We start from the raw sequence: 14,389 nt of genomic DNA, 5'->3' as shown, positions 1-14,389 counted from the left end.
CATGTCCATTCGTACCATTACTTTTGACGCGATCGTCGTTGGTGGCGGGGGCGCGGGCATGCGTGCCTCCCTGCAGATGGCGCAATCCGGTTTCAAAACCGCGCTGATTTCCAAGGTGTTTCCGACCCGTTCGCACACCGTGTCCGCCCAGGGCGGCATTACCTGTGCGATCGCCTCCGCCGATCCCAATGACGATTGGCGCTGGCACATGTACGACACCGTCAAGGGCTCCGACTACATCGGTGACCAGGACGCCATCGAATATATGTGTCAGGTGGGTCCGGAAGCGGTGTTCGAGCTGGACCATATGGGTCTGCCGTTCTCCCGCACCGAGGAAGGCCGCATCTACCAGCGTCCTTTCGGTGGTCAGTCCAAGAACTTCGGTGAAGGCGGTCAGGCCGCCCGTACCTGTGCCGCCGCCGACCGTACCGGTCACGCGCTGCTGCACACCCTGTACCAGCAAAACCTGAAGAACGGCACCCAGTTCTATAATGAGTGGTACGCCGCCGAGCTGGTCAAGGACGCCCAGGGTAACGTCTGTGGCGTGATCGCCATCAGCATCGAATCCGGCGAGACCGTATTCTTCAAGGCCAAGGCCACGGTGTTCGCCACCGGCGGTTCCGGCCGTATCTTCGCCTCCACCACCAATGCCCTGATCAACACCGGCGACGGCGTGGGCATGGCCCTGCGTGCCGGCGTGCCGGTCCAGGACATCGAGATGTGGCAGTTCCACCCCACCGGCATCGCCGGCGCGGGCGTGCTGGTCACCGAAGGGTGTCGTGGCGAAGGTGGCTACCTGATCAACAAGGACGGCGAGCGCTTCATGGAGCGTTATGCCCCCAACGCCAAGGACCTGGCGTCCCGTGACGTGGTGGCCCGCTCCATGATGATGGAGATTCTGGACGGTCGCGGCGACGGCCCGGATGGCAGCTACGTGTACCTGAAGCTGGACCATCTCGGCGAGGAAGTGCTGCACAGTCGCCTGCCGGGCATCTGTGAGCTGGCCATCACCTTCGCCGGCACCGACCCGGTGAAGGAGCCGATCCCGGTGGTTCCCACCTGCCACTATATGATGGGCGGTATTCCCACCAACGTTCATGGCCAGGCGCTGAAAATGAGCGGCGGCCACGAAGGCGAGGATCAGGTTGTTAACGGTCTGTTCGCGGTGGGCGAAGTAGCCTGTGTATCAGTGCATGGCGCCAACCGCCTGGGCGGCAACTCGCTGCTCGACCTGGTGGTGTTCGGCCGCGCAGCCGGCCTCTATATCGAGGACGCGCTGCGCCAGGGCATGACCCAGTACGAGCCCAGCGACGACGACATCGACGCCGCGCTGAGCCGGGTCAACCGCTGGAACGACTCCAAGGGCGGCGAATCCGTGCCGGTCCTGCGCAAGGAGTTGCAGAGCACCATGCAGAATCACTTTGGTGTGTTCCGCAAGGGCGATCTGATGGAAGAGGGCGTGGAAAAGCTGGCCAACCTGCGCGAGCGCATCGCCAACGCCCATCTGGAAGACAAGAGCAACGCCTTCAACACCGCCCGTGTGGAAGCCCTGGAGCTGGACAACCTGCTGGAAGTGGCGGAGGCCACCGCGATCGCGGCCTACAACCGCACCGAAAGTCGCGGCGCCCACTCCCGCTACGACTACCCGGACCGGGACGATGAGAACTGGCTGTGCCATTCCATCTACGATCCGCGTACCAAGCAGCTGGGCAAGCGCGAAGTGAACTTCAAGCCGAAGACCGTGGACACCTTCCAGCCCAAGGTCCGGACCTACTAATCGGAGACGTGTAGCCATGAAAGTCAGTATCTACCGCTACAACCCGGACACCGACCGCGAGCCGACCATGAAGGAGTACGAGGTCGACACCCAGGGCAAGGACCTGATGGTGCTCGATATCCTCGCTCTGGTGAAGGAACAGGACGAGAGCCTGGCCTACCGCCGCTCCTGCCGCGAGGGCGTGTGCGGTTCCGACGGCATGAACATCAACGGCAAGAACGGCCTGGCCTGTATCACCCCGCTGTCCGAAGTGGCGCCGGGCGTGAAGGAAGGCAAGAAGCCGCTGGTGCTGCGTCCGCTGCCCGGCCTGCCGGTGATCCGTGACCTGGTCGTGGACATGGGTGTGTTCTACGAGCAGTACGAGAAGGTGCAGCCCTACCTGCAGAACGACCAGCCGGCGCCGGCCATCGAGCGCCTGCAAACCCCGGAAGACCGGGCCAAGCTGGACGGTCTGTACGAGTGCATTCTGTGCGCGTGCTGCTCCACCAGCTGCCCGAGCTTCTGGTGGAACCCGGAGAAGTTCCTGGGCCCGGCGGCCCTGTTGCAGAGCTACCGCTTCCTGGCGGACAGCCGTGACAATGCCACCGAGGAGCGCCTGTCCCGGCTGGACGACCCGTTCAGCCTGTTCCGGTGCCACGGCATCATGAACTGTGTCAGTGTCTGTCCCAAGGGGCTCAACCCCACGCGGGCCATCGGGCACATTCGCTCCATGCTCCTTGAACGGGGCGTGTGAGTGAGAAGAGGCGGCCTGCGGGCCGCCTTTTTTTTGGCGTCAAAAAACGCTCCCGGCGTTTTTTTGCGCCCACCGTCCATGGCGGGCGCCCTTCGGGCCGTCGCTGGCGCGACGTCAAAAAACGCTCCCGGCGTTTTTTTGTTTCCGAATGCGACGGGGTGGGGCCGTGACCGGCGGGTTTCGTTAAGCTTGACGGCGTTTGCGGGCATTTTGGGCCTTTCGCCGGGGTGCAAAGACCAGATCGGGGCAAATTGGGCTCTACCATGGTCTTGTACCGCCTAACAATGGCCCCATAAACGTACTACAATACCGGGCGATTCCGGCAACCCCGGAGTCGCGACAAGCAGGGTGGAGACGGAGCTTAAAAGGCGCCGTTTCCGTAAACAGCGATAAGCGCGGGTAACAGGGTCGCAGCCCTGTGGACAGCAGCAGACATGCCCACAGGCGTGACGTTCGCCCGGCTAAGGAACGAGCGACGATGCAAGACAGTTCCATGCACCGCCAATGGCAGTCTTCCCACATTGGGGGCGCCAACGCGGCCTATGTTGATGAACTGTACGAATCCTACCTGACCGATCCCAACTCCGTGCCGGAAGACTGGCGCGCCTACTTCGAGAAGCTCCCCAGCGTCAACGGCGCGGTGGAATCCGACGTTCCCCATTCAGCGGTACGCGAACATTTTCTGCTGGAAGCAAAAAACCGCTCCCGGGTCCAGAAGATGGGCGCCAGCGCGGTCAGTTCCGAGCACGAACGCCGCCAGGTGCGGGTGTTGCACCTGATCGCCGCCTACCGTAACCGGGGCCACCAGGTGGCCCGGCTGGACCCCCTGGGTCTGATGGAGCGCGAAGCGGTACCGGATCTGGAACTGGCCCACCACGGTTTGAGCAAATCCGATCTGGACACCGTGTTCCAGACCGGCAATCTGTTCCTGGGCAAGCCGGAAGCCACCCTCCGCGAGATCATGGACTGCCTGCAGGGCAGTTACTGTTCCACGGTGGGCGCGGAGTACATGCACATCGTCAACACCGCCGAGAAGCGGTGGATCCAGCAACGGCTGGAAGGCGTGCGCAGTCATCCTCAGTACGGCGCCGACATCAAGCAGCATATTCTTGAGCGGCTGACCGCCGCCGAAGGGCTGGAGAAGTACCTGGGCAGCCGCTACCCCGGCACCAAGCGCTTCGGCCTGGAGGGCGGTGAGTCCCTGATTCCGCTGATGGATGAGATGATCCAGCGGGTCGGCAGCTACGGCGCCAAGGAAATGGTGCTGGGCATGGCCCACCGGGGCCGTCTCAACGTGCTGGTCAACACCCTGGGCAAGAGCCCGCGGGACCTGTTCGGCGAGTTCGAGGGCAAGAGCTTCAACGAGAACGGCTCCGGTGACGTGAAGTATCACCAGGGCTTTTCCTCCAACGTGCAGACCTCCGGCGGTGAAGTGCATCTGGCGATGGCCTTCAACCCCTCCCACCTGGAGATTGTCTCCCCGGTGGTGGAAGGCTCGGTGCGTGCCCGCCAGGACCGTCGCGACGACAGCGGTGGCGAACAGGTGGTGCCGATCCTGATCCACGGCGACGCCGCCTTCGCCGGCCAGGGCGTGGTGATGGAAACCTTCCAGATGTCGCAGACCCGTGCTTACCACACCGGTGGCACCCTGCACATCATCATCAACAACCAGGTCGGCTTCACCACCAGCCGCCGGGATGACGCCCGTTCCACCGAGTACTCCACCGACGTGGCGAAGATGGTCCAGGCACCGATCTTCCACGTTAACGCGGACGATCCGGAAGCGGTCTACTTCGTCACCCAGCTGGCGGTGGACTACCGCATGCAGTTCAAGAAGGACGTGGTGATCGATCTGGTCTGTTACCGCCGTCTGGGTCACAACGAGGCGGACGAACCGTCCTCCACCCAGCCGCTGATGTACAAGAAGATCAAGTCCCATCCGTCCAGCCGTACCCTGTACGCGGAACGCCTGATCAACGAGCAGGTGCTGTCCGAGCAGGACGCCCAAAAGATGGTCGACGACTACCGGGATGCCCTCGACGAAGGCAACCACGTGGTCAAGGCCCTGGTGCGCGAGCCCAACAAGGCGCTGTTCGTGGACTGGTCCCCGTTCATCGGCCACCAGGTCGAGGACGACTGGGACACCGGCTACCCGCTGAAGAAACTTCAGGATCTGGCCGGCCGCCTGGAGACCCTGCCCGAGGGCGTGGTCACCCAGCGTCAGGTCAAGAAGATCCTGGAAGACCGCCGCAAGATGACCGCCGGCGCCATGCCCCTGAACTGGGGCTACGGCGAGACCCTGGCCTACGCCACGCTGCTGGATCAGGGTTACATGGTGCGTCTCACCGGCCAGGACTCCGGCCGGGGCACCTTCTCGCACCGGCACGCGGTGGTGCACAACCAGAAGAACGGCGAAAACTATGTGCCGCTGAAGCATCTCAACGATGATCAGCCGCGCATGGACATCTACGATTCGCTGCTGTCCGAGGAAGCGGTGCTGGCGTTCGAATACGGCTACGCCACCACCACGCCCAAGGCGTTGATCCTGTGGGAAGCCCAGTTCGGCGACTTCGTCAACGGCGCCCAGGTGGTGATCGACCAGTTCATCTCTTCCGGTGAAGCCAAGTGGGGCCGCCTGTGCGGGCTCACCATGCTGCTGCCGCACGGCTACGAAGGGCAGGGCCCCGAGCACTCCTCGGCGCGCCTGGAGCGCTTCCTGCAACTGTGCGCCGAGCACAACATGCAGGTGTGCGTGCCGACCACGCCGGCGCAGATTTTCCACCTGCTGCGCCGCCAGGCGATCCGCCCGCTGCGCAAGCCGCTGGTGGTGATGACGCCCAAGAGCCTGCTGCGTCACAAACGCGCCACCTCGTCCCTGGAGGACCTGGCCGAGGGTCGTTTCCAGACCGTTATCGACGAACAGCCCGAGTTTGACCGCAAGGCGGTGAAGCGCGTGGTGATGTGCGCCGGCAAGGTCTACTACGACCTGCTGGAGAAACGCGAGAGCGACGACCTCAACGACACCGCCGTGGTGCGCGTGGAGCAGCTCTATCCGTTCCCGGAGAAGCGTCTCACCGAGGTCCTGGAGAGCTACCCGAACCTGGAAAACCTGGTCTGGTGCCAGGAAGAGCCCATGAACCAGGGCGCCTGGTTCAGCTCCCAGCATCACTTCATGCGAGTGGCCCGGGCGGTCAAGGACAACCTGCAGGTGCATTACGCAGGCCGCGACATGGCGGCGGCGCCGGCGGCGGGCTCCATGTCCCTGCACGTGGAACAGCAGCAGCGTCTGGTCGAAGACGCATTCCAGATCAAATAAGCGAAAGCGAACCGAAAAGGGTTTAAAGGAATCAGCATGGCGACAGAAATCAAAGCCCCACAGTTCCCGGAATCCGTGGCGGACGGCACCGTGGCCACCTGGCACAAGAAAGAAGGCGAGGCGGTCAAGCGTGATGAGCTGCTGGTGGACATCGAAACCGACAAAGTGGTCCTCGAGGTAGTCGCCCCCAGCGATGGCGTGGTGGGCAAGATCCTCAAGGACGAAGGCGACACGGTGGAAAGCCAGGAAGTCCTGGGTCACCTGGAAGCCGGCAGCGGCTCCGGTGGCGGTGCCGCCAAGCAGGAAGAGAGCAAAAGCGAAGCCAAGGCCGACGAAGGCAAGGCCGAAGAGCAGAAAACCGAGGCCGCCAGTGAGTCCGCCGAGTCCGAAGGCGGTGATGGCGACGCCCAGGCCGGCCCCGCCGCTCGCAAGCTGATGAGTGAGCACGGTCTGTCCGCCGGTGACGTGAAAGGCACCGGCCGCGATGGCCGCATCACCAAGGAAGACGTGGAGAAGGCTCTGGCCAACCGCCAGGAGAAGCCGGCGTCCTCCTCTTCCGAATCGAAAGCGGCCCCGATCCCCGAGGCGGAGCCCGGCGAGCGCGAAGAGCGCCGCGTGCCGATGACCCGTCTGCGCAAGCGCATTGCCGAGCGGCTGGTGTCCGCCCAGCAGAACGCGGCCATGTTGACCACCTTCAACGAGGTCAACATGAAGCCGATCATGGACATGCGCAAGAACTACAAGGACGCCTTCGAGAAGGCCCACGGCGTGCGTCTGGGCTTCATGGGCTTCTTCACTCGCGCCTGCGTGGAAGCGCTCAAGCGCTACCCGGAAGTGAACGCCTCCATCGACGGTGACGACGTGGTCTACCACGGTTACTACGACGTGGGCGTGGCGGTTTCCACCGAGCGCGGCCTGGTGGTACCGGTGGTGCGCGACGCCGACCAGAAAGGTCTGGCGGAAGTGGAATCCCAGATCATCGACTACGGTCAGAAAGCCCAGAAGGGCAAACTGTCCATCGAAGAGATGACCGGCGGCACCTTCACCATCTCCAATGGCGGTGTGTTCGGCTCGCTGATGTCCATGCCGATTCTTAACCCGCCGCAGACCGCGATCCTGGGCATGCACAAGATCCAGGAACGGCCCATGGCCGTGGACGGCAAGGTGGAGATTCTGCCGATGATGTATCTGGCGCTGTCCTACGACCACCGCCTGATCGACGGCAAGCAAGCGGTGCAGTTCCTGGTCACCGTGAAGAACTTCATCGAGGATCCGGCCCGGCTGCTGCTGGACATCTGAACAAAGGGATAGGTTATGAGCGACAAATACGACGTTATCGTCATCGGCGGCGGACCGGGCGGCTATGTGGCCGCCATTCGCGCCGCGCAGTTGGGTTACAAAACCGCCTGCATCGAGAAACGCATCAACAAGCAGGGCAAACCGGCCCTGGGCGGCACCTGCCTGAACGTGGGCTGCATTCCCTCCAAGGCATTGCTGGATTCATCCTGGAAATACCACGAGGCGGAAAGCGCCTTCGCCGACCACGGCATCAAGGTCGGCAAGCTGGACATGGACGTGAAAGCCATGCAGGAGCGCAAGGACAAAGTGGTCCTGCAGCTCACCGGCGGCGTGGCTTCCCTGTTCCAGGCCAACAAGGTGACCTGGCTGCAGGGCTCCGGCCAGCTCAAGGCCAACAAGCAGGTGGTGTTCACCCCCAACGAAGACGGCGAAGAGCAAACCCTGGAAGCGGACAACGTGATCCTGGCCGCCGGCTCCGTGCCGGTGGAGATTCCGCCCGCCGAGGTGGATCAGAAGATCATCGTCGATTCCACCGGTGCCCTGGAGTTCGATTCCGTGCCCAAGAAACTGGGCGTGATCGGTGCCGGTATCATCGGCCTGGAACTGGGCAGCGTCTGGTCCCGTCTGGGCAGCGAAGTCACCGTGCTGGAAGCGGTGGACACCTTCCTGCCGGCGGTGGACAAGCAGATTTCCAAGGAAGCGCAAAAACTTTTCACCAAGCAGGGACTCGACATCAAACTCGGTGCCCGGGTCACTGCCTCCAAGAAAAACAAGAATTCCGTGCGCGTCACCTATACAGATAAAGACGGAGAGCACGAGGAAACCTTTGATCGTCTGATCGTGGCGGTAGGACGCCGCCCCTACACCGAAGGCCTGCTCAGTCAGGACGCCGGTGTCACCCTGGATGAGCGTAATTTCATTTACGTGGACAACCAGTGCCGTACCGATGTGCCCGGCGTTTACGCCATCGGCGATCTGGTGCGCGGTCCCGCCCTGGCTCACAAGGCCATCGAAGAGGGCGTGATGGTGGCGGAAGTGATCGCAGGGGAACACACCCAGGTGAATTACGACGCCGTGCCCGGCGTCATTTATACCCATCCGGAAGTGGCCTGGGTGGGTAAAACCGAGGAAGAGGTGAAGGAATCCGGCGAACCCTACAAGGTTGGCGCGGTACCCTTCGCCGCCAATGGCCGCGCGCTGGCCGCCGGCGAGCCCGCCGGCCTGGTGAAGTTCGTGGTGGACGAGAAGACCGACCGGGTGCTGGGCATGCATGTGCTTGGCCCGCAGGCTTCCGAGTTGATCCAGCAAGGTGTGGTGGCGATGGAATTCGGCGCCAGCATCGAGGATCTGCAGCTGATGGTGTTCGGCCACCCGAGCCTCTCCGAGACCGTCCACGAGGCCGCTCTGGCCGCGGACTACAAAGCCATTCACGTGGCGCAACGCCGCCGCAAGAAGTAAGGCTCGCGCGCAACGGGCCCTGATCCGGTCAGGGCCCAACGCGGCCCTGAATCTGCGCCGGGAGCGCTATCCACAGACATTTGATGGAAGTTAAGGCATGAATCTCCACGAGTATCAGTCTAAACAGCTGTTTGCTGATTACGGCCTGCCGGTTTCCAAGGGATTCGCCTGCGACACCCCTGAAGAGGTGGCCGCCAAGGCGAAGGAAATCGGTGGCGACAAATGGGTTGTCAAAGCCCAGGTACACGCTGGTGGCCGTGGTAAGGCCGGTGGTGTGAAGCTGGTCGACAGCCCCGAGGAAGCGGCGGAATTCGCCAAGAAATGGCTGGGCCAGCGTCTGGTCACGTTCCAGACCGATGAGCACGGTCAGCCGGTTTCCAAGATCCTGGTGGAAACCTGCACCGACATCGCCCGGGAACTGTACCTGAGCGCGGTACTTGATCGCGCCACCCGTCGGGTGGTGTTCATGGCGTCCACCGAGGGCGGCGTGGAAATCGAGAAAGTGGCCGAGGAAACCCCCGAGAAAATCCTCAAGGCGGAAGTGGACCCGCTGGTCGGGGCGCAGCCTTACCAGGCTCGCCAGATCGCGTTCCAGCTCGGCCTGGAAGGCAAGCAGGTCGGTCAGTTCGCCAAGATCTTCACCGGTCTGGCCAAGCTGTTCGACGACAAGGACCTGGCGCTGATCGAAGTGAACCCGCTGGTGATCACCGAGCAGGGCGATCTGCACTGCCTGGACGCCAAGATCAACGTGGACGGCAGCGCGCTGTTCCGCCACCCGGACATCAAGGCCCTGGAAGATCCTTCCCAGGAAGACGAGCGCGAGCGCCGCGCCGCCGAGTGGGAACTGAACTACGTGGCCCTGGAAGGCAACATCGGCTGCATGGTCAACGGTGCTGGCCTGGCCATGGGCACCATGGACCTGGTCAAGCTGAAAGGCGGCCAGCCCGCCAACTTCCTGGACGTGGGCGGTGGCGCCACCAAGGAGCGCGTGACCGAAGCGTTCAAGATCATCCTCTCCGACGACCAGGTGCAAGCGGTTCTGGTCAACATCTTCGGCGGTATCGTCCGTTGTGACCTGATCGCCGAAGGCATCATCGGCGCCGTGGAAGAAGTGGGCGTCGAAGTGCCGGTGGTGGTGCGTCTGGAAGGCAACAACGCCGAGCTGGGCGCCCAGAAGCTGGCCGACAGCGGCATGAACATCATCGCCGCCAAGAGTTTTGACGACGCCGCCGAGCAGGTGGTGAAAGCCGCGGGAGGTGCCAAATGAGCGTATTGATCGACAAGAACACCAAGGTAATCTGCCAGGGTTTCACCGGCAGCCAGGGCACCTTCCACTCCGAACAGGCCATTGAGTACGGTACCAAGATGGTCGGCGGCGTGACCCCGGGCAAGGGCGGCCAGACCCATCTGGGCCTGCCGGTGTTCAACACCGTGGCCGACGCGGTCAAGGAAACCGGCGCCACCGCCTCCGTGATCTACGTACCGGCGGCGTTCTGCAAGGACTCCATCATCGAGGCCGCCGACGCCGGCATCGAGCTGATCGTCTGCATCACCGAGGGCATCCCCGCCCTGGACATGCTGTACGTGAAGGAATACATCGTCCGCAAGGGCAATGTGCGCCTGATCGGCCCGAACTGCCCCGGTGTGATCACCCCCGGTGAATGCAAGATCGGCATCATGCCCGGTCACATTCACAAGCCGGGCAAGGTGGGCATCGTGTCCCGTTCCGGCACCCTGACCTACGAGGCGGTCAACCAGACCACCAAACTGGGTTACGGCCAGTCCACCTGTATCGGTATCGGCGGCGACCCGATCCCGGGCACCACCTTCATCGACGCGCTGGAAATGTTCCAGAACGACCCGCAGACCGAAGCCATCGTCATGGTGGGTGAGATCGGCGGCACCGCGGAAGATGAAGCCGCTGCCTACATCAAGGAGCACGTGACCAAGCCGGTGGTCAGCTACATCGCCGGTGTCACCGCGCCTCCGGGCAAACGCATGGGCCACGCCGGCGCGATCATCGCCGGTGGCAAGGGCACCGCGGACGAGAAGTTCGCCGCCCTGGAAGCGGCCGGTGTGGTCACCGTCCGTAACCCCGCCGAAATCGGCGAGGGCGTGAAGAAGGCCACTGGCTGGTAAGTCAGCACCTTCCTCACCACAAAAAAAGCCCGCCATCCGGCGGGCTTTTTTTGTGGGTTGCGCCTAGCCACTCGGTAGGAGCGACTTCAGTCGCGATAACGGCGGCACCCGGAGCGATCGCGACTCAAGCGGAGTGCCGCCCGGCCCCTCCTATTTGTGGGCGGCTGAGCCTATCCGGAGCAATCAATGATGATGGCGGGCAGGTCCCACGGGCCAGAGGCGCTGCTGCCAGATCACCCCCAGGGTCCAGCGGTTCTCCGTTTCCGGCAGGCTCTCATCGCGGATCGCCTCGGCGCGCAGGGCCACGTTGTCACGCCACTGCCAGCGCCAGATCGCCGTAAAGCGGCGCGGGTCGTGTTCGTCCGGGTTGGCCAGGCCGGATTCGTCGCCCAGCTGTGGCGCCGCCGGACCGACCAGATCGTTGTCGGTGGTCAGCTGCTCGGCGCGTACCGCGAAAGTGTGTTGGCGCCAGTGCACGGACGGTTGAATCCAGCCGCCGTCCTGGGTGCCGTCCAGGTCCGCCTGTCGACCAATGGCATCGTGCACCACCCCGTCCAGTTTCGCCCGCATCCATTCCCTTCCAGAGCCAGACGCCAGTCGCTGCTAATACGATAGGCGAGTTCCATATGCAGGCCATGGATGTCGGTATCCCCGGTATAGCGAATATCGGAGAAGGCGGTGGCGGTTTCCCCCGGCGGCGCCACCGGAACATGCTGATGGCCGCCGCCGTAGCGGTGGTCCGCCCGTGCTTCGGCGGCGGCGCTGTAGAACCAGCCACCGGCCTGGAAGGACCACCGCTCGCTTTGCCATTGGTAACGGGCGAACACATCCCAGGCGCCGCCGTCGCCGCTGTCGGTGGCGGGGAAGGCCTTGCCGCGCCAGATCTCGGCACCGGCGGAGACGCCGGCGGTTTCGTGCCACCAGAAACGGGCGCCGTCGTCGTGGAAATGGCGACCGAAGAACACATCGTTGGCGAGCGGTGCTTCGCTGGCCAGACGTTGAGAGGCGTGGGCCATCAGCGACGGTGAGAACGCGGCGGAAAGCCGGCCCACCTCGGCCACCCAGGGGCCGTCACTCTGAATCCAGCCCACATAGGCATGCTCCAGCTCCACGCCGCCGTGGCTGTCGTCGCCCTCCGGATGGCTGGCCAGGCCGACGCCGCCAAACAGATTTTCATCGATGCGGTGATTCAGGGACAGGTTCATCTCATCCACCTGAACGCCTTCCTGGGCCGGCCAGGCATGGCCGCCCATCAGTGTGCCGGGCACCTGCCAGTAGTCGTATTCCTCCACCAGGCTGGCGGAGCGCCAGGTGGCCACCAGATCCGCGTCCACGGTGGTGGGCGTCTGCATTGTCGGGATGTAGTGGGCCTGGGCGGCGCCGGCCAGCGCCACCGTTGAAAACAAAAAAACACGTTTCATGGAGCGGTATCCTGAACAGTAACGTCGAGCCACGGATTGGCATAGCGCGGGTCGTTGATGAGTTCGTGATCGGTGAGCGATTCAAGGAAAGCCACCACGTCATCGATCTCCGCTTCACTGATGGTGAACGAGACGATGAACGGGTCCTTGTTCACGTTCATGCGGCCGTCGCCCACATGGGGCGGCGTGGTGATATTGCGGCCACCGGCGGCATAGTTGCGGATCACATCGCGAAGCGTGGCGGTGGAACCGTCATGGTTATAGGGTGCCGTCAGCGCCACGTTGCGCAGCGATTGCGGCCGGAACCGGCCCATGTCCGCCGGGTTGCCGCTCAGTTCGTATTTGCCGGTATTGGGCGCCGGATAACCGCTGATCCCATCGATGTTGTAGAGCCCGGTGTTGTTGAACGGCGCCGGCACCGTGGGCGTGATACGGCGGTCCCGCACCGACGCGGTGAGGGTGTAGCCCTCGTGGCAGTGGAAGCACTCCAGCCGTTCGCTGTTGAACAGGTTCATGCCGCGCTTGGCGGAGGCGCTCAGGGCGCCCACGTCACCGGCGTTGTAGCGGTCGAAGTCGCTGCGGAACGAGGTCATGCCGCGCACGAAGCTGGACAGTGAGCGGACGATGTTTTGCCACGCCAGTTCGCCGAACAGCGGGTCATCCTGCTCCGGGTAGGCGGCGGCGAACAGGCTCTGGTATTCCGGCTTTTCCTGCAGGCGCGCCAGCACCATGTCCTGGTTCGCTTCGTTGATGCCGTGTTCCACCGGATCAATGCCGAACAGGGGCACCACCACCTGCTGCTCGATCTCGGTCAAGGCCGGGTTGCCCCAGGTCAGGGTACGCAGCCAGGCGGCATTGGCGATGGATTGGGCATTACGGGGATGCACTTCGCCGGTGGCGCCCACCGGACGCACGCGGCCGTCGGTGAAGGCCTTGTCCTGTTGGTGGCAGGACTCGCAACTGATGGTGCCGTTGCCGGACAGATCGGTGTCGTAGAACAGGTGACGGCCAAGCTGAAATTTTTCTTCAGCGATCGGATTGTTGGAAGGTTCCATGGGCAGCGGCACCCAACCGGGCATGTTCCAGTTGAAGTCCGACGCCGAGGCGTTTTGATCGTCCACCCGGGTACTGCTGCCGCCGCCACAGGCGGCCAGCAGCAGACACAGGGCTGGGAGGAAAAGCCGGGTTGGGATCACGGATAATCAATCCGCGTCCACGGCACTGAACACCGGCGCGAAGTCGCCGTCCGGATCGCCGCCGGGGAAGGGCAGACCCAGCCGCTCGAAGATCGGCAGGCAATCCTGGTCCACGTCCGAGGACATGCAGCCGAACGGCCCGCCCTGGTTCACGGTGATGTCGTTACCGGACAACAGGCTTGCCAGGTCCATCCGCACCGCGTGCTGGCGGAGATCGAAGCCGTCCACTTCCACATCCGGACGGTTGCCGTTGGCGCAGGTGCGCTCACCGTTCACCGCTTCGCCCTCGCAGGCGGTGCTGCCCAGGTGGATAAAGAACACGTTGCTGCCTTCCGGCAGCTTCATTTCCAGGCGCGCGTGCACGTAGCCCATGGCCCAGCTCCAGTGCATGCCTCCGGCGCCCATGCCGCTGGCGATCAGCGGGCCGGTGGCGGTGCTGCCGGGAATCGGTTCGCCGGAATCCGCGTCCACCTGCGGTTGGCCGCCCTGGGCGTCAATATGGTTGTACTTCTCGGGCACGCCCACGGAGAAACGCAGGGCGCGGATGTTTTCGTTGGCGATGTCCGCCCGGCCAGTGATCGTATCGTAGTAATCCGGGTTGGCTTCCTCGCCGGTGCAGCCCAGGCTTTTGTCGCGCAGGTCGAGCAGGGCGATGCCTTCTTCTCCCACGCCCGCCTTCTGGTGGGCGGCCACCTGGTCGTCCAGGGTGACCGGGATTTCGCGGTCGTCGTTGGTGATGAAACGGACATTGTGAATGAACAGCCGGGCGTCGTTGGCCACCGCGTTGTTGCCGCCGTTCAAGCCGATGCCGCTGTAGGTGCGGCCGCATTCAAACGGTTCATTGCCGACCACCGCGCGGAACGGAATGGATACTCTTGCAGCGGCGGACGGATTACCACCGGTGTCGTCGCTGGAGGAAGATGAACTGGAGCCGCCGCAGCCGGCCAGCAGAATTGTGCCCAGGCCGAGCAGGGCGGGAATGGCGATACGCATGGAAGGTCCCCTTGTTCGAGTGTTGTTATCAAACCGGGGCGAGTATAGGAAAGCGGG

The 14,389-nt window shown here is 63.5% G+C and carries 11 protein-coding genes; 7 read left to right on the top strand and 4 right to left on the bottom strand.

The annotated features are described in order from the left end of the window. Position 1: 1 nt before the first annotated feature. The 7 genes from sdhA to sucD all read left to right on the top strand — a co-directional run bounded on the left by sdhA (position 2) and on the right by sucD (position 10,722). Positions 2-1,777: a succinate dehydrogenase flavoprotein subunit gene (gene sdhA / locus FGS76_RS06940; protein ID WP_138771896.1), complete on the top strand. Its 1,776-nt coding sequence runs from the start codon at positions 2-4 to the stop codon at positions 1,775-1,777. Positions 1,778-1,793: 16 nt separating this feature from the next. Continuing rightward, positions 1,794-2,510 carry a succinate dehydrogenase iron-sulfur subunit gene (locus FGS76_RS06935; RefSeq protein WP_138771895.1) on the top strand — a complete coding sequence of 239 codons (717 nt, stop codon included), beginning with the start codon at positions 1,794-1,796 and terminating at the stop codon, positions 2,508-2,510. Between the two features lie 478 nt (positions 2,511-2,988). Continuing rightward, positions 2,989-5,826 carry a 2-oxoglutarate dehydrogenase E1 component gene (locus tag FGS76_RS06930; RefSeq protein ID WP_138771894.1) on the top strand — a complete coding sequence of 946 codons (2,838 nt, stop codon included), beginning with the start codon at positions 2,989-2,991 and terminating at the stop codon, positions 5,824-5,826. 36 nt (positions 5,827-5,862) lie between these two features. Then, positions 5,863-7,125: a 2-oxoglutarate dehydrogenase complex dihydrolipoyllysine-residue succinyltransferase gene (odhB, locus tag FGS76_RS06925; RefSeq protein ID WP_138771893.1), complete on the top strand. Its 1,263-nt coding sequence runs from the start codon at positions 5,863-5,865 to the stop codon at positions 7,123-7,125. A gap of 15 nt (positions 7,126-7,140) precedes the next feature. Continuing rightward, complete coding sequence (gene lpdA / locus FGS76_RS06920; RefSeq protein ID WP_138771892.1) at positions 7,141-8,583, top strand: dihydrolipoyl dehydrogenase; 1,443 nt, start codon at positions 7,141-7,143, stop codon at positions 8,581-8,583. A 97-nt stretch (positions 8,584-8,680) separates the two neighbouring features. After that, positions 8,681-9,850: an ADP-forming succinate--CoA ligase subunit beta gene (sucC, locus tag FGS76_RS06915; protein WP_138771891.1), complete on the top strand. Its 1,170-nt coding sequence runs from the start codon at positions 8,681-8,683 to the stop codon at positions 9,848-9,850. Beyond that, on the top strand, positions 9,847-10,722 hold the full coding sequence (gene sucD, locus FGS76_RS06910) for a succinate--CoA ligase subunit alpha (RefSeq protein ID WP_138771890.1): 876 nt from the start codon (positions 9,847-9,849) through the stop codon (positions 10,720-10,722). Before sucC ends, sucD begins: the two co-directional genes overlap by 4 nt. A 183-nt stretch (positions 10,723-10,905) precedes the next feature. Here the strand turns inward: sucD and FGS76_RS19560 are convergent, their stop codons facing one another. From FGS76_RS19560 to FGS76_RS06895, 4 genes are read right to left on the bottom strand one after another with little or no spacing between them, the layout of a single operon-like run. Continuing rightward, positions 10,906-11,199: a hypothetical protein gene (locus tag FGS76_RS19560; RefSeq protein ID WP_205717210.1), complete on the bottom strand. Its 294-nt coding sequence runs from the start codon at positions 11,197-11,199 to the stop codon at positions 10,906-10,908. Further along, a complete protein-coding gene (locus FGS76_RS06905) occupies positions 11,154-12,143 on the bottom strand; it encodes a hypothetical protein (protein ID WP_205717209.1) in 990 nt (329 codons plus the stop codon). The genes FGS76_RS19560 and FGS76_RS06905 overlap by 46 nt, the downstream gene beginning before the upstream one ends. Beyond that, a complete protein-coding gene (locus FGS76_RS06900) occupies positions 12,140-13,339 on the bottom strand; it encodes a methanobactin export MATE transporter MbnM (RefSeq protein WP_240692450.1) in 1,200 nt (399 codons plus the stop codon). Before FGS76_RS06900 ends, FGS76_RS06905 begins: the two co-directional genes overlap by 4 nt. 6 nt (positions 13,340-13,345) lie before the next feature. Beyond that, complete coding sequence (locus FGS76_RS06895; protein ID WP_138771889.1) at positions 13,346-14,332, bottom strand: MbnP family protein; 987 nt, start codon at positions 14,330-14,332, stop codon at positions 13,346-13,348. Between the last annotated feature and the right edge of the window lie 57 nt (positions 14,333-14,389).

This window comes from Alloalcanivorax gelatiniphagus (assembly GCF_005938655.1).
GTDB classification, from domain to species: Bacteria; Pseudomonadota; Gammaproteobacteria; order Pseudomonadales; family Alcanivoracaceae; genus Alloalcanivorax; species Alloalcanivorax gelatiniphagus.
This window is presented reverse-complemented; position numbering and strand designations above follow the sequence as displayed.

Coding starts and splice junctions, on each gene's coding strand:
- FGS76_RS06930 (WP_138771894.1), top strand. CDS start 2,989: ATGCAAGACAGTTCCATGCACCGCCAATGGCAGTCTTCCCACATTGGG.
- odhB (WP_138771893.1), top strand. CDS start 5,863: ATGGCGACAGAAATCAAAGCCCCACAGTTCCCGGAATCCGTGGCGGAC.
- FGS76_RS06895 (WP_138771889.1), bottom strand. CDS start 14,332: ATGCGTATCGCCATTCCCGCCCTGCTCGGCCTGGGCACAATTCTGCTG.
- FGS76_RS06905 (WP_205717209.1), bottom strand. CDS start 12,143: ATGAAACGTGTTTTTTTGTTTTCAACGGTGGCGCTGGCCGGCGCCGCC.
- sdhA (WP_138771896.1), top strand. CDS start 2: ATGTCCATTCGTACCATTACTTTTGACGCGATCGTCGTTGGTGGCGGG.
- sucD (WP_138771890.1), top strand. CDS start 9,847: ATGAGCGTATTGATCGACAAGAACACCAAGGTAATCTGCCAGGGTTTC.
- sucC (WP_138771891.1), top strand. CDS start 8,681: ATGAATCTCCACGAGTATCAGTCTAAACAGCTGTTTGCTGATTACGGC.
- FGS76_RS06935 (WP_138771895.1), top strand. CDS start 1,794: ATGAAAGTCAGTATCTACCGCTACAACCCGGACACCGACCGCGAGCCG.
- lpdA (WP_138771892.1), top strand. CDS start 7,141: ATGAGCGACAAATACGACGTTATCGTCATCGGCGGCGGACCGGGCGGC.